At 37.8% G+C, this 19,685-nt stretch carries 18 protein-coding genes; 9 read left to right on the forward strand and 9 right to left on the reverse strand.

All coding sequences use genetic code 11. The annotated features are described in order from the left end of the window. Positions 1-1,204, forward strand: a 1,204-nt coding sequence (locus D6734_01315) for a hypothetical protein (GenBank protein RMF97768.1), incomplete at its 5' end; no start/stop codon positions are given. A gap of 14 nt (positions 1,205-1,218) precedes the next feature. On the opposite strand, the gene D6734_01320 is transcribed toward D6734_01315, so the two are convergent. The 6 genes from D6734_01320 to D6734_01345 all read right to left on the reverse strand — a co-directional run bounded on the left by D6734_01320 (position 1,219) and on the right by D6734_01345 (position 7,197). Continuing rightward, the gene (locus D6734_01320) at positions 1,219-1,695 is read right to left on the reverse strand and encodes a 3'-phosphoesterase (GenBank protein ID RMF97769.1); all 477 of its coding nucleotides are present in this window, start codon (positions 1,693-1,695) and stop codon (positions 1,219-1,221) included. Positions 1,696-1,710: 15 nt separating this feature from the next. After that, complete coding sequence (gene nth / locus D6734_01325; GenBank protein RMF97770.1) at positions 1,711-2,355, reverse strand: endonuclease III; 645 nt, start codon at positions 2,353-2,355, stop codon at positions 1,711-1,713. 184 nt (positions 2,356-2,539) lie between these two features. Beyond that, complete coding sequence (locus D6734_01330; GenBank protein ID RMF97771.1) at positions 2,540-3,007, reverse strand: hypothetical protein; 468 nt, start codon at positions 3,005-3,007, stop codon at positions 2,540-2,542. A 27-nt stretch (positions 3,008-3,034) separates the two neighbouring features. Continuing rightward, on the reverse strand, positions 3,035-4,258 hold the full coding sequence (locus D6734_01335) for a CoA transferase (GenBank protein ID RMF97772.1): 1,224 nt from the start codon (positions 4,256-4,258) through the stop codon (positions 3,035-3,037). Positions 4,259-4,287: 29 nt separating this feature from the next. Then, positions 4,288-5,970: a methylmalonyl-CoA mutase gene (locus D6734_01340; GenBank protein ID RMF97784.1), complete on the reverse strand. Its 1,683-nt coding sequence runs from the start codon at positions 5,968-5,970 to the stop codon at positions 4,288-4,290. 39 nt (positions 5,971-6,009) lie between these two features. Further along, positions 6,010-7,197 carry a thiolase family protein gene (locus D6734_01345; GenBank protein RMF97773.1) on the reverse strand — a complete coding sequence of 396 codons (1,188 nt, stop codon included), beginning with the start codon at positions 7,195-7,197 and terminating at the stop codon, positions 6,010-6,012. 269 nt (positions 7,198-7,466) lie between these two features. Between D6734_01345 and D6734_01350 the strand changes: the two genes are divergently transcribed. The 3 genes from D6734_01350 to D6734_01360 all read left to right on the forward strand — a co-directional run bounded on the left by D6734_01350 (position 7,467) and on the right by D6734_01360 (position 11,345). After that, entirely contained in the window at positions 7,467-8,012 is a 546-nt protein-coding gene (locus D6734_01350; GenBank protein ID RMF97774.1) for a hypothetical protein, read from the forward strand. A gap of 143 nt (positions 8,013-8,155) precedes the next feature. Next, positions 8,156-10,948: an excinuclease ABC subunit A gene (uvrA, locus tag D6734_01355; GenBank protein RMF97775.1), complete on the forward strand. Its 2,793-nt coding sequence runs from the start codon at positions 8,156-8,158 to the stop codon at positions 10,946-10,948. Next, complete coding sequence (locus D6734_01360; protein ID RMF97776.1) at positions 10,932-11,345, forward strand: YjbQ family protein; 414 nt, start codon at positions 10,932-10,934, stop codon at positions 11,343-11,345. The genes uvrA and D6734_01360 overlap by 17 nt, the downstream gene beginning before the upstream one ends. Before the next feature lie 5 nt (positions 11,346-11,350). On the opposite strand, the gene D6734_01365 is transcribed toward D6734_01360, so the two are convergent. Further along, positions 11,351-11,923: a DJ-1/PfpI family protein gene (locus D6734_01365; GenBank protein RMF97785.1), complete on the reverse strand. Its 573-nt coding sequence runs from the start codon at positions 11,921-11,923 to the stop codon at positions 11,351-11,353. Between the two features lie 78 nt (positions 11,924-12,001). Next, positions 12,002-12,892: a complex I NDUFA9 subunit family protein gene (locus D6734_01370; protein ID RMF97777.1), complete on the reverse strand. Its 891-nt coding sequence runs from the start codon at positions 12,890-12,892 to the stop codon at positions 12,002-12,004. A gap of 156 nt (positions 12,893-13,048) precedes the next feature. Between D6734_01370 and D6734_01375 the strand changes: the two genes are divergently transcribed. From D6734_01375 to D6734_01395, 5 genes are all read left to right on the forward strand, one after another. Then, entirely contained in the window at positions 13,049-13,531 is a 483-nt protein-coding gene (locus tag D6734_01375; GenBank protein ID RMF97778.1) for a hypothetical protein, read from the forward strand. A 49-nt stretch (positions 13,532-13,580) separates the two neighbouring features. Continuing rightward, positions 13,581-14,069 (forward strand): hypothetical protein, encoded by a 489-nt coding sequence (locus D6734_01380; GenBank protein ID RMF97779.1) that lies wholly within the window; start codon positions 13,581-13,583, stop codon positions 14,067-14,069. A gap of 198 nt (positions 14,070-14,267) precedes the next feature. Next, the gene (locus D6734_01385) at positions 14,268-15,293 is read left to right on the forward strand and encodes a hypothetical protein (protein ID RMF97780.1); all 1,026 of its coding nucleotides are present in this window, start codon (positions 14,268-14,270) and stop codon (positions 15,291-15,293) included. Positions 15,294-15,316: 23 nt separating this feature from the next. After that, positions 15,317-15,928, forward strand: coding sequence for a flavodoxin family protein (locus D6734_01390; protein RMF97781.1), 612 nt, complete (start codon positions 15,317-15,319; stop codon positions 15,926-15,928). A gap of 189 nt (positions 15,929-16,117) precedes the next feature. Next, positions 16,118-18,754 (forward strand): TonB-dependent receptor, encoded by a 2,637-nt coding sequence (locus D6734_01395; GenBank protein RMF97782.1) that lies wholly within the window; start codon positions 16,118-16,120, stop codon positions 18,752-18,754. Positions 18,755-18,765: 11 nt separating this feature from the next. On the opposite strand, the gene D6734_01400 is transcribed toward D6734_01395, so the two are convergent. Continuing rightward, the coding region (locus tag D6734_01400; protein RMF97783.1) for a hypothetical protein at positions 18,766-19,685 on the reverse strand (920 nt) is incomplete at its 5' end.

The following is a 19,685-nucleotide window of genomic DNA, read 5'->3' on the forward strand; positions in this document are numbered from 1 at the left end:
TTATATAGGTGGTAGTTTTAATGTTGCATTGAAGGAAGATGGAACAGTTTGGGCGTGGGGCGCAAATGGTGATGGACAGCTTGGAGACGGGACTACGATAGATAAGTATTATGCTGTTCAGGTATTGGATGAATTAATGAATCCTTTTACAGGAGTGTCAGCGATTTCAGCCGGCTCATATCATACGGTTGCTTTAAAGAGGGATGGCACGATATGGGCATGGGGTGATGGGTGGAGAGGAGGTCTTGGAAATAGGAAATCAAAGGACAAGTTAAATCCCGTTCCTGCATCTGTAGTATCGAAGATTCCGGGGTTGAAGATATCATCGATTATTGCAGGAGGTGCTGCAACATATGTTTTAAGTAAAAATGGCAGTATATGGGGTTGGGGAAAAAATAATCGTGGTCAAATGGGCAATGGAACTAATGATAAATATGCATCAAAAGATCCTGTGCAAATGAGCTCAAAATTAGGAGAACCGATTAGAGGTATTATTTCTTTTGATGCATCGTGGGCGAATACAGGTTTTTTAAAAGCTAATGGCACAGTGTGGATGTGCGGATCCAATGAAACTGGGCAGCTTGGCACAGGAGAATTATATGACGACATTTATGAGGCTTGGCATCCTGTTCAGGTTAGAGATTCAAATAATCTACCCTTTGTATGGTCTGCTATACCAAAAATCGAATCATTGAGCAAAAATACAGGTGCTTACAAAGATAAAATTATTATAAAAGGAATAGGTTTTGAGAATGAAAGAGGCAGAGTGTTGATAGTTGATAATAATGGTATAGCAACCGCTTCGGAAGAGATTCTTTTATGGCGCAACGATAAAATAAAGTTTCGCCTGCCTTGGGGTGTTACTGCCGGAGATGTTAAGATTATTGTAGAAAATTCAAGTGGCAACCAGTCGGAGGGTGAAAGTTTTACTTATATGGATTTGAAGCCGGTGATAAAAAAAGTATCCCGTCAATGCATTAAGAACGGGAGTAAGATAACAATAATAGGTAAAAATTTTGGGAGAACAGGAGGAGGATATTATCTTAGAGAAAGAGGATTTCTATATAATGTGTTATTCTGGAGTGAGAGAAAAATTAAAATAAAAGTTACAAAAGTTTATGAAAATGAAAAAAATATCTGGAATCTACAAATAAGGACTCGCTATGGGGATAGCAAAAAAATATCTTTTGAAAGATGCCAGTGAGAGTAATCTTGATTTTAATTTTGCTTTTTGAAGAACAGCCAATTCTTCTTACTTTCTCCACTCTTGCCGAATTTATCCTTCTTCAATCTGATAAGACACCACACACCTGAAAGTTTTTCCCCGCTGATTTCGGCGATTATCTTGTCTTCGCTCATCTCAAGTGGAGTCCAGAATCCCGAATCCCATATCTTTACTGTCCCTGCGCCATATTCGCCTTTGGGGATTTCGCCTTCAAAGGTTTCATAGCCTAAAGGATGGTCTTCAGTCTGCACGGCGAGGCGTTTTGCTTTGCCCTCCTTTTCCGGTTTTTTGGGAATTGCCCACGAAAGAAGGACTCCGTCATATTCAAGGCGAAGGTCGTAATGGAGATGCGAGGCGTGATGCTCCTGAATGGCATATTTTAGCTTTCCACTTGAAGCTTTCACTTCCTCACCTATCGGTTCTGAGGTTTTCTTGAAGTTTCTTTTCTTTTTATATTCGTCGAGAGTCATTGCAGCTAAAAACCATTAACATTTTCCAGCCGAAGGACATACTGTTGATAGTGTGCAGTTTTCACATTTGGGATTCCTTGCAAAACAGATTTGTCGTCCGTGTTCGATTAGCTGATGATTTAAATCTCCCCATTTCTCTTTTGGTATTATATTCATCAGGTCTTTTTCAATCTTGTCGGGATTTGTTTCCTTTGTCAGTCCTAAACGCTGTGAAAGCCGTTTTACATGGGTATCTACCGCAATTCCCACAGTTATTCCATAACCGGAATTAAGAACGATATTTGCTGTTTTTCGCGCAACTCCGGGAAGAGTAAGAAGTTCATCCATTGTTTTTGGGACTTTACCGTTAAATTTTTCAATAATCATCTTTGATGCGGCAATGATGTTTTTCGCCTTGTTTCTGAAAAATCCTGTTGTGCGAATATCTTCCTCGAACTCTTTTTGGTTTGCTTCGGCAATATCTTTTATAGTGGGATATTTTTTGAATAAATCTTTTGTTACCATATTGACTCGCTTGTCAGTGCATTGCGCAGAAAGAATTGTTGCTACAAGAAGCTGATAAGGGTTTTTGTGGTTAAGAGCGCATTTTGCCTGAGGATATGTTTTATCAAGAATCTCGATGATCTTTTCAACCCTTTTTTTCTCTTTATTGTCTGCCATTCAAAATTCTCCTTTTTTGCTAACTGATTTTAAAAAAGATAAATCCCTTTGCAAGGGAATAATTTATTGTTTAATCAGATATAGAAATAGTAATGAAATTATAAGCGCATTAAATGAAGATATAAGGTTGTAAAAATAAAAAAGGCAGGCGTTACGGCCTGCCTCAATGATTTTTTGCTGATTTTTAACGCAATCCAATTTCAACCATTATACCGAAGCAGTCCTTTGGATGTATGAAAACATAAGGTGTGTGAATTTCTTGATCACCAATTTTGGTTTTCCAATCCAACCGCTCTTTCCCTACAATTCTTATTCCCTTTGATTCAAGAAATTCAATGGCTTCATTTACATCTTCTACCTGAAAGCACAATGTGGCTATTCCTTCACCCCTTTTTTCTAATAATTTCGCAATATTCCCGTTTTCATCGGTAGGTGCCATCAATTCAATCTGAAAATCCTTTCCAATAGTCACATAACAGGACTTTAATCCTTCTGGTGGTATTTCATCGTAAACCAATTGGTAGTTTTCTGTTTCATCTTTCCTGTATGTGATACCTTTTCTTGCGCCTAAAACATTTGTAAAGAAGTCAACTGCCTTGTCGAGGTCCCTTACAATTACACCAATTCGATGAACATCTTTAACCTTTAACATAGAAACCCTCCTAAAAATAATTTGACATTAAATAACTTTTTCTTCTCTCAATTTTGCTATTTCATCACTACTCAAATTAAGTACATTTGTAAGAACTTCATCTGTATGCTGTCCAAGCAATGGCGCCGGACCTGCCTGAACCTTCTCAACACCAGACATCTTGAGAGGCAGGTCAACTACCTTTACCTTCCCTATGGGTGGTTGTTCAATTTCAGGAAACATCTTTCTTGCATTGGCGTGAGGACATTCGAAAATGTCTTTTGCATCCTGAACAATTCCCACCGGAACTCTGCCTGCCAGAAGCAGTTCTTCAGCTTCCTTTTTCGTTTTATCTTTTAGCCATTCATCGAGTATGGGCTGAAGCTGATCTTTGTTTTGTGCTCTTTTCGGACCTGAATTGAACCTTTCATCATTTGCCAATTCAGGTCTTCCAATTGTTTCACAAAGTCGTGCCCAGATCGACTCGATGGGAATAATCATTGCAATATAGCCATCCTTGACTTTGAAAGGACCAATAGGATAGACAAGAGATTCCTGCCCCCGTCCAATAACTTTGCCTGTCAGTGAATAAACTGTCAAAGCCCTTTCATTTAAAGAGATAATATTGTCATACATAGAACTGTCTATAAATTGACCTTCCCCAGTTTTTTCTCTTGTAATAATGGCAAGAAGAATTCCATAAGCAGCCATTACGCCAGAATATAAATCTCCTAAGGCAATACCGAGCCAGTTTGGCGGACCATCGGCTTCTCCAACATTGTGCATAAGACCTCCCATTGCCTGCACAACCATATCAAAGGCAGTGCGTTTTTGATAAGGTCCCTCATAGCCTTCCATCTGTCCGAAACCGCTTATGGCGGCATATATAAGGCGAGGGTTTATTTCTTTCAGTACCTTATAGCCGATGCCGTTTTTGTCCATAAAGCCGGGTCTAAAATTTTCTACTACGACATCACTTTTCTTTACGAGCTCTTTAAAGATTTCTTTTCCCTTGTCACTGTTTATGTCAAGGGTGATGCCTTTCTTGTTTCTATTGAAGCGTAGAAAATAACCGCTGAATTTATCACCTTTGTCATTCTTTATAATTGGTCCCATTTCTCGTGCTGAATCTCCTCTGCCGGGAGCTTCTATCTTTATTACCTCTGCGCCTTGCGCCGCAAGCATCATTGTGCAGTATGGTCCAGCAACTTGATTTTCAACTCCAAGCACACGAATCCCTTCAAGGGGTTTAACTTTTCCATTCCCACTCATACTATTATCCTCCCGTCATTATAATATTTTTACAGATAAATCTTACTTTCATATTTCCCATAAACATCCCTTAAAACATCACAAATTTCTCCAATAGTCACATAATTTTTTACCGCTTCAATCATAAAAGGCATTATATTATCCTTTGAGACAGCAACATCTCTTAGACGGTTGAGAATCTGTTTCACATTATCATTGTTTCTCTCTTTCCTTACCTGATTTAGACGCTCGATTTGGCGTCTTTCGACTTCAGGGTCAACCTTTAGAATTTCTCTTTTTACTTCTTTTGTATCTTTATATTTATTAACACCGACAACAACCTTTTCCCCTGTTTCAATCTTCTTCTGCGTTTTGTAAGCCTCTTTTGCAATTTCTTCCTGAATATATCCCTTTTCGATTGCAGCTATCGAACCGCCCATTTCATCTATCTTTTTTATGTATTCATTGGCTTCCTTTTCCAATCTATTGCAAAGGGATTCAACATAATAGGACCCGCCGATGGGGTCTACAGTCTTTGCGATTCCAGATTCTTCAGCTATTATTTGTTGGGTGCGAAGGGCGATAGTTACAGATTCTTCAGAGGGAAGAGCAAGTGATTCATCATAAGAGGAAAGAAAAATAATATTGCCACCACCAAGAATCATAGCTAAAGCTTCGAGTGAGACGCGGATTATATTGTTAAGCGGCTGTTGAGCCGTCATTGTTGAACCGGCGCTGTAACCAAAAAATCTGATTTGCATCGAGCGTGGATCTTTTGCGCCAAATCTTTCCTTCATCATTCGTGCCCACATCCTTCGGCAGGTTCTAAACTTTGCAATTTCTTCGAAAAATTCACTATCACCTGAAAGGAATATCAACAAACCATGTGCAAAATCATCAACATTGAGCCCTCTTTCCTTTGCCGCATTTAGATAACTGATTGCATTAGATAGTGTAAAAGCGATTTCCTGCACGGCATTGGCGCCTGCTTCTCTGATATGGTAACCGCAAATTCTTTGCGGAGATGATTTAGGCATATTTTTCGAGCAGTATTCATAGATATCTGTAACAAGTTTCAATGATGGTTTTACAGGGAATATGTATGCACCCCGCGCTATATATTCCTTTAAAATGTCATTTTGCATAAAGACTTCAAGGTCAGTAGTGGGAATCCCTTGTTTTTCAGCTATTGCAATGAACATTGCAAGAATGATAGGAGCAGTTGCATTGATCGTCATCGATTGCCTGATTTCCCCTATTGAAATTCCATCGAAGAGGATTTCAAAGTCTCTCAAACTGTCAACTGCTACCCCAACCTTACCAACCTCTCCTCTTGCCATAGGATGATCGGAATCGTAGCCGAGCTGTGTCGGAAGGTCGAAAGCAACACTATTGCCTTTTTGTCCTTTGGAAATTAAATATTTGTATCGCTTGTTTGTATCTTCCGCTGTTCCGAATCCCGAGTATTGCGCCATAGTCCACAGTTGTGTGCGAAACATTCCGGGTGCAATCCCTCTTGTATATGGATATTCACCGGGGAAGCCCAAATCCTTCAGATAATCAAATCCTTCTTTTTCAGCTTCCACAGGTGTATAGAGTGGTTCTACTGGCAATCCTGAGTTTGTTTTTTCTGTTCCTTCTCTTTCAGGAAATTGTTTTATATGCTCGGCAAAAACCTTTTCCTCCCATTCTTTCTTTCTTTTCTTGATTTCTTCCAATTTGTTTTTATCCATTTTTGCCATCCTTCCAATTTTTGAGAAAAGGTTTCATTGTCAAACTTTGATAATACAAGCTTCACCCTGTCCGATGCCGCCGCAGATTGTTGCAAGGCCATATCCTCCGCCGCGCCTGTTGAGCTCAAATGCCAGAGTAATAACAAGTCTTATACCTGTGGCGCCTGTTGGATGGCCTATAGCTATTGCTCCACCATTGACATTTGTTTTTTCTCTAATCTTTTCAACTTTTGCTGGGTCGCCGTCCCCAAGTATTTTTGTTGAGATTAGAGGCATAGCGGCAAATGCCTCGTTTATTTCTATTAGGTCGATATCATCGATGGTCAACCCTGCTTTTTGAAGTGCCTTTTGCGCGGTGTAGCCGGGAATTGAGCCGATTTTCTGTGGATGTCCTGCTCCTCTGACATGTGAAATGATTGTTGCAAGGGGCTTAATTCCCAACTCCTTTGCCTTTGATTCGCTCATCAACACTGCGGCGCTTCCACCTGTATTCAAGCCGGGAGCATTTCCCGGGGTTACAGTGGGACTATCATAGACAGTTTTGAGTTTAGCCAATTTTTCGAGTGTTGTATCAGGGCGAGGAGGTTCATCTTTATCCATAATAATGGGATCACCTTTTTTTTGAGGAATGGAAATTGGCATAATCTCATCTTTGAATTTTCCTTCTTCAAATGCTTTTTTCCATAACTGATGGCTGCGTAATGCCCATTTATCCTGTTCTTCTCTCGTAATTTCAAATTCCACTGCTTCCTTTCCTGCCTGAACTGCTCGAGGAACACCTGAATAAGGGCATTTGATAACAAGCTGGTCCTGAAGGACGATATCGCCTATTCTTTTTCCCCACCTTGCTTCATGGATAAAATAGGGGACGCCGCTCATATTCTCAGCTCCTGCCACTGCCGCTATGGATATTTCGCCAAGTTTGATATTCTGAGCTTCAAGTCCTATAGCGGCAATACTTGAACAGCAGGCGCGGTCAATTGAATAAGCAGGTACTGTGTCAGGGATGCCTGCATTGAGCATTGCTTGTCTTCCAATCGACCTATCCGATCCGGGAAGATTTACACCAAAAGCGACTTCTTCAACTTTTGATGGATCTAAATCAATCCTCTTCAATACCTCTTTTAAAACCATTCCGCCTAACTGTGCCGGGGTAAAATCCTTCATTATTCCGCCATAGTTTCCAAAGGGAGTTCTAACACCACTTACAATTACAACATTTTCCATAGTCTATTCCTCCATAATGTATAGAAATTTGTGAAAAGAATTGTCTCAGAATTATAATGTTCTTATTAACAAAAAACGGCGGTAAAATAACACGAAGGATAAGGTTTTGTAAAGAGTCATTTGCGAATAGAAAGAGTAAAAATGTTAAACTGACTGGTGTTGAGTGATTACTCGATTTTTTTAGTTGACCTTCCTTTTTTTTTAAAGTAATAAGCAGCAGACCTTGACCAAATAATTGCGTACTTTTTAATTTTAAGGAGGATTTATTTATGGCAAGAACAGTTCCGACACTTGAAGCACAATATATCTACAACTATCCCGTGCCGACTAAGGAAGGCGTGCAGGTATTCAGATTTCCGCCTGATGCAAGAGGAGGAGATACCTATCAGGTCGTTGCAGATGTTGAAGCTACTGCCGAGGAATGTTTCAAAGCGATTACGGATTTCAAAATAATGCAGGAAACTTCCAGTGTTATCGATGAAATCAAGGTTATCAAGGAAGATGATGAAGGTGCTGTAATTGCAATGCGCTGTAAGCCTGAAATAGATACAGGCGTTTTTCATTATCGCTATGCTTTTGATAAGCCCAATACACAGATGTTTTTTTGGATGTATGATTACGAAGGACCAAACAGGCAGTGGTATGCAATCAATGTTGAGACACGCGTGTATCAATTTGAAAAGTTTTCAAGAATTATTCTAACTGAGACATTTGTAATGATGCCGGGTGTGCCAAATGCTGACGCAACAGGGCTTTTCACCGGCGTTGGTTTGGATATGATTCAAAGAATCAAGAATATGCGTGCTGGAAAATAATAATTTTCTCTTTTCAGTTAATTTTATGGGGTGAGATTTATCTCACCCCTTTTTTATTTCTTCCATTGATTTTTGACTCTAATTCATTATCAATTAAATTGGTCATACCATAATTACAGCTTTTTGCCGGGAGATTTCCTGAGATGAAAATAAAAGGGGCAAGAGTCAATAACCTGAAAAACATCTCCTGCACAATCCCTGCAGAGAAGATTACTATTATAACGGGAATTTCAGGTTCTGGAAAATCTTCACTTGCCTTTGATACGATTTATGCGGAAGGGCAAAGGAGGTATGTTGATTGCCTTTCTACATATGCACGCCAATTTATTGAAAGAGTTCAAAAACCTGATGTTGATGAAATAATTGGAATACAGCCGGCAATTGCAGTTGAGCAGAAGAATAATGTAAAAAATTCCCGGTCAACAGTCGGCAGTATTAGTGAGATTAATGATTATTTGAAGCTTTTATTTGCCAAATGCGGCACAATATTCTGTCCTCGATGTGGAGTTGAAGCACAAAAATTTTCGCCGCAAAGTTTAGCCGATTATCTTTGTGAAAAATATGGGGGGAAAACGGTTATTTCCTTTATTCCTTTGTCTTCCATTTCCTTTGCCAACGATGAAGAGATACTTGAAAATCTCCAAAAAAAGGGATTTACAAGAATCCTTAAAGGAAATCAGTTGAAAAGAATCGATGAGCTTGAGAAGAATTCTTTTGGCATTAACGAAGAGATAGAAGTTGTCTCTGATAGATTCGAAATATCGCATAAATTCCTTTCAAGGATAACAGAAAGCATTGAATCAGCTTTTCAACATAAAAGCTCAAAATGGGGTATCCTTACAAAAGAAAAAAAAAAGAAGATTTTCAATTTATATTTAAGTTGTCCTGAATGCGGACAGGAATTTAATGAATTTACACCTTCCCAATTTTCGTTCAATTCTCCTGCAGGCGCTTGTGAGAAATGTCATGGTTTTGGGAGGATTATAGATTATGATATTGATAAAATTATCCCTGATAAAAATAAGCCTATAAAAGAAGGCGCTGTAGCACCTTGGAATTCGCCTGCTTATGAAGATTTTTATATTCTTTTACGGCGGGCTTTTCTGAAAAATGGAATTTCCTTCTCGTCTTCTTTCAATGACCTTCCTGAAAATGGGAAAAGAATTCTTCTCGATGGTAGTGGGGATTTCCCGGGCATAAGAGGTTTTTTTAAATTACTTGAAGATAAAAGGTATAAACTGCATATAAGAGTTTTTTTGGCTAAATATCGAATGTATGAGATATGTCCTCACTGCAATGGAAGCCGCTTAAAGGGTGATGCCCTTATTGTGAAGATAAGAGATAAAAACATCTATGAGATACAGCAAATGCCTATTAAAGAACTCAAAGATTTTTTTGCTTCCACATATTTTGATGAAGAAAAGTTCAAACCTGCACAGGTGATAGTGAAAGAAATCAGAAGTCGAATCGATTATCTCTACAATGTAGGGCTCGGATATTTGACTCTTGATAGGCAGGCAAGAACTTTGAGCGGGGGAGAGATGCAGAGAATAAATCTTTCAAAGGCTTTGGGAGCCTTTTTGACTGGTACGCTGTATGTCCTTGATGAGCCAACAGTAGGGCTGCATCCCCGTGATACTGATAAACTAAAAAAAGTGCTTTTCACATTGAGTAAGCGGGGCAATACATTGGTTATTGTCGAGCATGATGAATCAGTGATAAGTATGGCAGACCATATAATAGACCTTGGTCCGGGTGCTGGCGAAAAAGGAGGAGAGGTAGTTTTTGAAGGGACATTTGAAGAATTGAAAAAGGATCGCAGTTCTCTGACGGCCCAATATCTCGGTATGCCGCCTACTATGGCTGTCAAAAAAAAAGAATCATTCCCAACAAAATTTATTGCTCTTTATGATGTAAGAAAAAATAACATCAAAGGAGAGAATTTTAAAGTTCCACTAAATATGCTTGTATCTATTACAGGAGTTTCCGGCTCTGGGAAATCGACGTTTCTCAAAGAGATATTTTATCCGGCAATAAAAAGAGCTAAAGCTGGCTTGGAAATAAAGAGAAAAAATCTTTCCAAAATAGAGGGGGTAGAAAATATTGATGATGTGATTTTGGTTGACCAATCTCCTCCGGGAAAATCTGCCCGCTCTAATCCTGTTACCTATGTGAAGGCTTACGGAGAAATAAGGAAAATAATGGCAAAGACGAGAGAGGCAAAAAAGGTGGGGATTAAGGAGGTAGATTTTTCCTTCAATGCTGGAAATGGAAGGTGTGAAAAATGTTTAGGCCTTGGAGTTGAAAAGATTGAGATGCAGTTCTTGGCGGACCTTAACATTATCTGTGAAGAGTGTAATGGCACAGGATTTAAAGAGAAAATTTTATCGATAAAAAATAAGGGAAAAAATATTTTTGATATTCTCAATATGACTGTTTTTGAAGCAATTGATTTTTTTTCTGATGAAGAAAAGATTACAGAAAAGCTTGCTATTCTTGAAGAGATGGGCCTTGGATATCTTCGACTTGGACAAAAAACATCAACTCTAAGCGGTGGTGAATCACAGAGACTCAAACTTGCAGGGCTTTTGTCTGGAAAGAAAAAATCGGCGAAATATTTATTTCTTTTTGATGAGCCAACAACTGGACTTCATATGGCAGATGTTGAAAATTTGGTGAAAGTGTTTAGAAAAATGATTGCAGAAGGGCACTCTGTAGTGACTATTGAACATAATCCTGATTTTATACTTCAATCAGACTATATAATTGATTTGGGACCGGAAGGAGGAGACGAAGGGGGGAGAATAGTGTGTGAAGGTAATCTTGATGATATAATTACCTGTGGACGGTCTTATACAGGTAGGTATCTTCTTGAAAGATTAAGTATGTCAAAAAATAAAGATAGGATGGAGGAGAGAAATGAAATCATTCAATAAATATTTAACCTTCAATACAGAAAAGAAATTGGAACTCGTTAACATTACATCAGAAGTCGAATCGGCAATTGAGGAGAGCAAAGTTAGAGAGGGGTTGGCTCTTGTATCAGCAATGCATATAACAGCAGGCGTATTTATCAATGATGAAGAATCTGGAATCAAGAAAGATATAGAGGAATGGCTTCAAAAACTTGCGCCTGAAGGCCCAGATTATCGCCACCATAGGACAGGAGAGGTTAATGGCGATGCGCATCTCAAAAGCATACTTGTAGGAAACCAAGTTATAATTCCAATAACCGATGGAAAAGCTGATTTTGGACCTTGGCAACAAGTTTTTTATGCAGAGTTCGACGGAAGAAGAAGGAAACGCCTGCTTATAAAGATTATAGGAGAATAAGGAAGTTATTTATTACCAGTTAATGCAGAATAAATGGTCCTTGCAAATTCGTCTGCTGCTGCAGGACCATTGGCTGTGATGATTCTTCCATCCACAACTACGGATTTTTCTTCATATTTTGCGCCGCCTCTTATGATAAACCTGCTTGCCGTATTGAATACTGTAGCTTTTTTACCTCGCAACAATCCGGCATTTGCAAGTGTAACAGGAGCAAGACATATTGCAGCAACAATCTTTTTTGAGTTGTATGCACTTTTTGCAAGGTTATGTACTCTTTTGTCATTGTAGTACTGGGTTGCGCCAATTCCACCTACAAGAATTAAAGCATCGTATTTTTTAATGTCGATTTCGTTGATTGTTATATCCGGTGTTACAGTTCTTCCAAACATTCCTATAGCAGGCCTTTTTGAACTGCAGGCAACTGTTACTTTTACTCCTTTTGATTCAAAAAACTCTTTTGGTGTGAAAAGCTCTTCATCGCGAAAATTATTCTGGGCAATAATCATTAGAACAGATTGCTGATTTTGAGATGAAGCATTCAACGGACAAATAAGGGCTAAAAATAGGGCACAAAACATTGCGGCATAAACTGCTCTCTTCATCTTTCTCCCCCCTGACAGCAGTTTAATACGGCTGAAAACGGCTCAAATGTTATATTATAACTCTTCTAAATAATCTTCAAGGGTTTTATAGGATATATTAAATATTGTTTCTGCATTTCTATTACTAACCTGATTTTTTTCATCAAGCATAATTAGTTGCTCACGCGTCAGTAAAGGCGATGGTAAAAGCATTTCTGATAAAAGAGCCATTGTTTTAGCAATGGGTGTAGGCATTGGAAATATTAACCTTTTGATATGAAGTTTTTGGCATAATGTTTTTAACAATTCTGTATGTGTATAAACTTTTCCACTTCCAAGTTCAATGATTTGTCTGTCCGATTTGGGGTTATTCAATGCATTGATAAAAGAGTTGGCAACATCTTCTACCCAGACCGGTTCAAGAGTGCCTTTGCCTAAGGCGGGGAAAATTGGAGATAACTTTAAAAGTTTTATAAATAAATTGATGAACTTGTCATCTTTACCAAAGATTACAGAAGGCTTGAAAATAGTATAGTTTAATCCGCTTTTTTGTAAATAATCTTCAGCTTTCCATTTTGTAATATGATAAGCTGTTTTGCCGTCTTTTCTGGCACCAAGAGCGCTCATCTGAATAAATTTCTTGATTCCCGAGCTTTTTGAGGCATCTATTAGGTTTTTTGCGCCTTTGAAATGAATTTCATCAAAACTTGATTTTTTTGTTTCTGAAATAATTCCAACGAGATTGATTACGGCATCATTTTTTTCTATTACCTTTTTAAGGCTTCCGATATTTGTAATATCGCCCTTGATAAAAGTGCAGCTGTTGCTTGTAAGAATTTTTTTCGCTCTATCAAGATTTCTTACGAGACATGCAAAGGTGTATCCCTCTTTCTTACCTGCCCTGACAATACTTCTGCCTACAAATCCTGTTGCACCTGTTATAAAAATTTTTTTTATTTTTGCCATACTATTTGATTTTTTCTCACAAAAATAGGAATTTGTTAACAGATAATATAAGGGAAAAGATGCTATATGCTCTTTTGGGCAGTTGTATTGACAGGACGAATTTATTGGAGTATAAGCCGAATATACAGTGATTAATTTTGATGGAAGGAGAGCATAATGGATAATGAAAAACTTGCTAAAACGCTTATTGTGGGGATGAAAAATGAGATAAGGGTAATCGAGCTTTACTCTCAAAGTGTGAAATTAGAAATTAGTGATGAATCTCGGAGTAACATTAAAGATATAACTGCTGATGAAAGAAAGCATCTTGATATGCTCAACAGCATCTTTGAAAAAAAACTTGGGAAACATATAGACAGAGATAAACTAAACGATGATTCTTTAAAAGCTATCAGTAAATTGTCAAATGATTCATCTCCTCTGCATATTCTTGATTTGGCAAAAGGATATGAAGAAAGAGAATTAGTGCATTATAAGAATGCCTTTGAAGAATATGGTGATGACAAAGAGCTTAGCGGGCTATTTTCTCATCTTGTAAAGGATGAAGAGGCTCATCTTGAAGTCCTCGAAAAGGAGAGAAAGGCACTCTTGGGACATCCCTTTGATGAATTTGAGCTTGATTTATATGTTCGTGAGTAATTTCAAGCTTTAGGGAGATAATTTTTTTAGAAAGGAAGGAGCTTTCAAAATGGGTGATGACGAAAAAAAATTGGCACAAGCACTTATCATAGCAATGAAAAATGAAATAAGAGTTATTGAATTATACAGCCAATGCCTTAAAAGAGATATTACAAGTGATTCCCGTTCTAATATTGAAGTTGTTGTCAAGGATGAAGAAAGACATATGAAGATGCTCAAAGAATTTTTTGAAAAGAAGCTTCAGAAAAAGCTTGATGTTAGTAAGCTAAAAGATGATTCCCTTTCAAGTATTAAGAATATGGTGATTGAGCCTTATTCAGCCCACCTGATTGATGTGGCAATGGGATATGAACACAGAGAAAAAAACCATTTCGAGAAAACTCTTGCCTCTTTTGGAAGCGACCCTGAATTGAAGGAGCTCTTTGATAAACTGATAGAAGACGAAGTTTCCCATATAGAGGTCCTTGAAAAGGAAAGAAAAGCTATTATGGGTCAGGCATTTGATGATTTTGAGCTTGACCTCTATGTAAGAGAATAGGAATTTTCAGTTACACAATCCTCTGCGATAATATTTTTCAGTAGTTCAAGCAGGAGAACTATGTGTTCTATTCGAAATAATTACAGCCATTCCTTTTAAGCTGTAAATTTGGTAAATATCGCAAAAAATCCTTGAAATTCTCCATACATATTCCTAATCAATAAACAATTTGGCATTTTTTTTAGGGGAGGGATATGAATGCTCGATTCACAAAAGGTAAAGGATTTTTTGTATGAAGAATGCGCAGCTGAAGTCGTGGGGATTGCTCCTGCTAACCCATTCAGCGAGGAGCATAAAAAGCGCGTACTTGCTTCTCAAGATATTCTAAAGTCGGCAAATCCTATGATGTCTGCTGCATCAGGGATATATGACCCCCAAGATTTTGTAGATAATGCACAATCTGTCATTGTTTTTGGAAGAAATTCTTTTTTTGGGCCTGAATTTATGAGCGATTCTAACAAATCTGATGGTCCGCGCGGGACAATTGGAAATTTTTATTTGAATGAAAGGATATTAAACAGAGCAATTGAGCAGGCGTCGAAACTTCAAGACTTTCTTAATGCAGAAGGTTATAACTCAGATTCTCCCTTTCAGGGATTTCCTCAAAAAATTAAAGCCGTTGAGGCGGGTATCGGTTTTTATGGTAAAAATACGCTTGTTTTAAATGAAAAACTTGGGACATGGACATCAATATCGACTGTCATTACAGATGCGCCGCTTGAACCGGATAAGCCGATGGAAAGAGATTGTGGAAATTGCAGAAAATGCGTAGAGGCTTGTCCTACAGGGGCTCTTACAAATGAATATACTTTACAGGTTGATAAATGTCTTATCTACTATTTATGCCATCTCAAAGGAGAAATACCGTTAGAGGTGCGGGACAAGATTGGCGTCAGGATTGGCACTTGTCTTGTTTGCAGTGATATTTGTCCATATAATAGGAAAATTACTTTGAATACACAGGATAGATTGCCAGATGAAGAAATATATCCTTATTTAATTCCGCTTCTTAATATTTCACAGGAAGAATATGACAAGAAATATGGGGACAAGATGTTTGGGTTAATCATAGGCGGAAGACGGTATTTGAGAAGAAATATTGCAGTAGCTCTTGGTAATGCAAATGACAAATCTGCTTTGCCTGCACTTGAAATAGCGGCAAAGGATGAGGATGAGCTTGTTCGTTCCCATGCCCAATGGGCAATCGATAAACTTAGTAGTTGATATATATTGGGAGAGATAATTCTATGAAAGTACTTGCAATTGTCGGCAGTCCGAGAAAGAAATCAAATACTGATATACTTGTTGACAAAGTAATAGAAGGGATTTCAAGTGTAACAGAAGTTGATAGTGAAAAGATATATATTGTTGATAAAAAAATAAACTACTGTACAGGATGCGGGTTTCATTTGAGGCAAGCAGATAAAGTGAGTGGAAAAATGTGTTCTCAAGATGATGATATGATTGGGATACATCGAGAGATGATAGAAGCTGATGCATTGATTTTTGGCACACCGGTACATATGAGGACACTTTCAGCACCAATGCTCAATTTTTTGACACGTTCGATTCCTCTTCTTAAAATGAAACCGATATTTGATGAAAATGGCAAAATTGTTTCTGCTGAAGTCAACTCCCTCTTAAAAGGTAAGAAAGTGGCATCAGTCGTAAGCCAGGGTGATCCTATGGCATATTCAGGAGCGCTTGCAATACAGGTATTGGCGATCAATTTTACAGATTTGATGATGAAATATGTGGGAGACCTTCTAAGCACAGGAAATATTAAGCGGGGAATGGCTGCAGAAAGAGAAGATGAATTAAAAAGGGCCTTTGAGCTTGGAGTGAGAATTGCTTCATAAAAAGGTAATTTGGGTCTTTTTTAATTGATAGTATATTATAGAAATTTCCTATTAATAAAAATATTGACTAATCAATCCTTTTAATTTTACTATTTTTATCAAAAGTAAAATCTCTGAGCATTGTATCGGAGTTGAACTTTGAAGTCAGAGCAATAAGCTGTTTATAATTCAAATAAACAGGAGAAAGCTATGAATTTCAAACCCTCCCCTTCAAAATCTTTTTTCTCTTCAATTACAATATCTTTGTTAGCTATCTTTTTTTCCTTAATTGTTAAAGTTTCATATGCCCAAAATGGGGTCATAGAAGGCACGATTTCAGACAAAGAAAATGGATTCGTATTGCCTGGGGTAACTGTAACAGTTGAAGGGACCGATATTATCGTTTTTACTGATGAGAATGGAAAATATAAGATTGATATAGAACCGGGCAAATATAAACTTCGCGCTGAATTGCTTGGTTATAATCCCACTGAAGCTGTCAATGTTGTCGTAGTGGAAGACAAAACGACGAAAGTGGATATGAAAATGGTTGAGGCAGAAGCAATAAAAGGCGAAGAAATGGTTGTTACAGGAGAAAGATTGACTGTACCCTTATCAAAAACAACTGCCTCTGTTGCGGTAGTAGGTTCTCAGGAGATTGAGAAATTGACCTCTACAACAAATGCAACAGACCTTATCATCAATACGCCCGGTGTTCAAGTCGAGAGTGGTGGTTCTGAGTTTTCAAAGATCATAAAGATAAGAGGAAGGACAATTGCTCCGCCAAGCAACGCGTCTGCAGGTATCCTGCTTCTGATAGATGGTGTGCCTGCAAATGACCCTGCACAGGGATATGCAAATATGTATCAGATCCCTGCTGAGAATATTGAAAGGATAGAAGTTTTGAAAGGCGCTTCTTCCGCTCAATATGGAGGACAGGCGGCGGCAGGAGTCATAAACATTATAACAAGAAAAGGGCAAAAAAAACCCTTTACAAAAGTTTCTGTTCAATATGGCACATATCAGCCACGACGCCATGCTGAAACAGAATTGACTGAATCTTACAGTTTTGTTCACAGTTGGGGAAATAAGTATTTCGATTATTCCATATCAGGAGGTTATTCCCACTCAAGCGGTATGACCACAGCAGAGAAAAACAGAGTTGGTTCAGCTTTTCGCCTTTTTGCAGAAAAAAACCCGGGCAAAGGAAGACTGCCTGATGGGACAAAAGTCTTGCCCGACCGCAAGGAGATACCTTTTAAATTGGGTAAAAGTTTGAATGAATTGATGGATGTATCTGACATTGATAAAGGGGAAAGATATTCTGTTGCACTAAATTTAGGTATAAATCTTTTCAAAAATAATACTCTTAGAATTGCACCCCAATATTCGCTTGTTGAATTTTATACTCCTTTTACTCCTGGCAATCTACCTATACAGGGACCAGATGACACTTTTTTGCAGTTTACTTTGAAGATATTTAATAGAAAAGACTTCCTGACAATTACTGATAAATGGGAAATCACACCAAATCTTACATACAATTTTAGAATGGGACTAACAAAGAGTACAGGAGGCGCCATTTTTGTAGCGATCACTGATTTTCAGGATTTTAATAAGGAACAGGAAGCATTGGGAAAGAAAGATGGATACGTCGGACTAGACCCCTCAACACCATTTCAGGAACTTCCAGTTTATACAATAGATAGAAGTTTTTCATTTGCCAATGACCTCACATATAAATTTGATGTTTTTGATGGGGATACTTTAACAGTTGGACAGGAATATCGTTGGGTAAAGAGCTTCTCACCCTTCAATAATTACAACACCCCAAGCGTAAAAAGGAATGTCCATTCTCTCTTCTTCCAGAATCTTCTTTCAGTCAAAAAATTTACCCTTTCAGTCGGCGCAAGATGGGACCAATCAACACTGTACATAGAAGATTTCGATGATGAATTATCACCGAGGTTTGGCATCAATTATGAATTCAGACCGGGCACAACTCTACGTTTTTCAGTTGGTCGTGCAAGAAGATTCCTCGATTTTGCAAGACAATTTGGATTAGGTCAGAATAATGGAAGGTTATGGGGAAATCCATTCATAGGTCCTGAAGTAAACTGGACATATGAATTGGGATTTAGGTTTTCAACTAAGTATGTCAGCGGAGATATAGCATATTTCTATGATGATATGTCAGATCTTGAGATTCCGGTGCCTTTGAGCGCTCTTGGCTATAGCAATCCTGAAGAGTATGCAGAAAAGGTATTGGCAAATTCACCAGAACAGTTGGCGGCCAAAGGTATAAATACAGGCAATGTAAGGGCAGGAACATTTATAAACGGACCTGATGCTGTTTTTCAGGGTTTTGATATATCAATGGATTTTATGCCTATGAGAAACTGGACAATAAATACTTCTTATACCTTTACAAGAGCAGTTGTTGGCAACAATAATCCCTTTGACTTTGGACAAGGCCAGCCTCAAGACGATTGGGAAGTAGCAGGAAAAACACTTGGACCAAAATTTCAAGATGAGATGAGAATTGCCTATATGCCAACTCATATATTCAAGTTTTCCTCTTCATTTACCTTCCCGTTTGGTCTGAATATGGTGATAAATGGAAGATACAAGAGCACTACGGATTTTTTTTCAGGAAACTATGCAGGCGGAATATGGCGTCAGCCGGAACATTGGGTTTTTGATTACAAAATGTCTCAGCCCTTTATGAATGGAAAATTAAAATTTACCTTTGCAATAGAGAATGTTTTCAGCAAGCTCTATTATGAATCAGGGGGAATTCCATCAACAGTAGCAAAATATCTGTTTGGCATAGAGGCAAAATTTTAAATATTTAAAAGTTAATCTCTATCAACTTTGATTATAACCAGGTCCGGGTTTTTATAAACGATCGAATATTTCTCTTTTGACATTCGTGGCAGTGTGTTGAGGAATGATTTGTCTGACCATTCATCTAGAATGCCGCCAGGTTGAAGAAGAATATAATTGGGCATTTCTTCATTGAGATATCTCTTCAATCCATTTTCCTTTTTCAAAAAGTATTTATCACCCGTTATTATACCGGGAAAGGGGTCTGCATAAATTCTTCCAAGATTGTATGGATTGATCTTTGCTTTTACAGCAATATTCGAATTCCACCATCCAAATGAATCAATGAATATTTTGTCTTTCGCGTTTGTATTCTCTTTTATCCATTTGCTTGCAATTTCTACGAATTCCGGGGATTTGGGGAAAAAAGGGGGATTGTTCTTCTTATAAAAATATATATAAGTACCAAGTACAGAAATGATGATTGAAACTGCTGTTATATTTTTTAAATAAAATCCTTTCTTTTTTTCAATCTCATATAAGAGATTTATCATAAAAGGAATAAGAAGAATTCCACTGAAAAGACAGTATCGCGGCTTAGGAAAGGCATTTGTGCCTTTGATTACTGTAAGAGTCAAAAAGGCAATTTGAGATATTATGAAAAGAGATAACATAATATTTCTTTTTTTCAGGACTGAAAGAGCAAATCCAATGAAAGCTATTATTCCTGCAAGAGGAGTGAGAGTTTTTAAAAAAATATAAGGGTAAATTAGGAGTTTTTTTATTAGATTATAGTCTTCAAAGGCTCCTGATTTTATGTTTATATCTGCTAAAGGCAAAATACTTCCTAATTCAAGATAGTTTCCAATAAACCAAGAAAGAGGAAAAATAGTGCCAAAGAAGAGAAGTAAAAATGCTTCTTTCTTTTTTTTCTTTTTTAAAAGAGCGAAAA

It is taken from the genome of Candidatus Schekmanbacteria bacterium, assembly GCA_003695725.1.
Lineage (GTDB): Bacteria > Schekmanbacteria > GWA2-38-11 > GWA2-38-11 > J061 > J061.

Excerpts from the sequence above, each read along its gene's own strand:
- D6734_01320 (RMF97769.1), bottom strand. The coding sequence starts at position 1,695 with ATGACTCTCGACGAATATAAAAAGAAAAGAAACTTCAAGAAAACCTCA.
- nth (RMF97770.1), bottom strand. The coding sequence starts at position 2,355 with ATGGCAGACAATAAAGAGAAAAAAAGGGTTGAAAAGATCATCGAGATT.
- D6734_01330 (RMF97771.1), bottom strand. The coding sequence starts at position 3,007 with ATGTTAAAGGTTAAAGATGTTCATCGAATTGGTGTAATTGTAAGGGAC.
- D6734_01335 (RMF97772.1), bottom strand. The coding sequence starts at position 4,258 with ATGAGTGGGAATGGAAAAGTTAAACCCCTTGAAGGGATTCGTGTGCTT.
- D6734_01340 (RMF97784.1), bottom strand. The coding sequence starts at position 5,970 with ATGGATAAAAACAAATTGGAAGAAATCAAGAAAAGAAAGAAAGAATGG.
- D6734_01345 (RMF97773.1), bottom strand. The coding sequence starts at position 7,197 with ATGGAAAATGTTGTAATTGTAAGTGGTGTTAGAACTCCCTTTGGAAAC.
- D6734_01350 (RMF97774.1), top strand. The coding sequence starts at position 7,467 with ATGGCAAGAACAGTTCCGACACTTGAAGCACAATATATCTACAACTAT.
- uvrA (RMF97775.1), top strand. The coding sequence starts at position 8,156 with ATGAAAATAAAAGGGGCAAGAGTCAATAACCTGAAAAACATCTCCTGC.
- D6734_01360 (RMF97776.1), top strand. The coding sequence starts at position 10,932 with ATGAAATCATTCAATAAATATTTAACCTTCAATACAGAAAAGAAATTG.
- D6734_01365 (RMF97785.1), bottom strand. The coding sequence starts at position 11,923 with ATGTTTTGTGCCCTATTTTTAGCCCTTATTTGTCCGTTGAATGCTTCA.
- D6734_01370 (RMF97777.1), bottom strand. The coding sequence starts at position 12,892 with ATGGCAAAAATAAAAAAAATTTTTATAACAGGTGCAACAGGATTTGTA.
- D6734_01375 (RMF97778.1), top strand. The coding sequence starts at position 13,049 with ATGGATAATGAAAAACTTGCTAAAACGCTTATTGTGGGGATGAAAAAT.
- D6734_01380 (RMF97779.1), top strand. The coding sequence starts at position 13,581 with ATGGGTGATGACGAAAAAAAATTGGCACAAGCACTTATCATAGCAATG.
- D6734_01385 (RMF97780.1), top strand. The coding sequence starts at position 14,268 with ATGCTCGATTCACAAAAGGTAAAGGATTTTTTGTATGAAGAATGCGCA.
- D6734_01390 (RMF97781.1), top strand. The coding sequence starts at position 15,317 with ATGAAAGTACTTGCAATTGTCGGCAGTCCGAGAAAGAAATCAAATACT.
- D6734_01395 (RMF97782.1), top strand. The coding sequence starts at position 16,118 with ATGAATTTCAAACCCTCCCCTTCAAAATCTTTTTTCTCTTCAATTACA.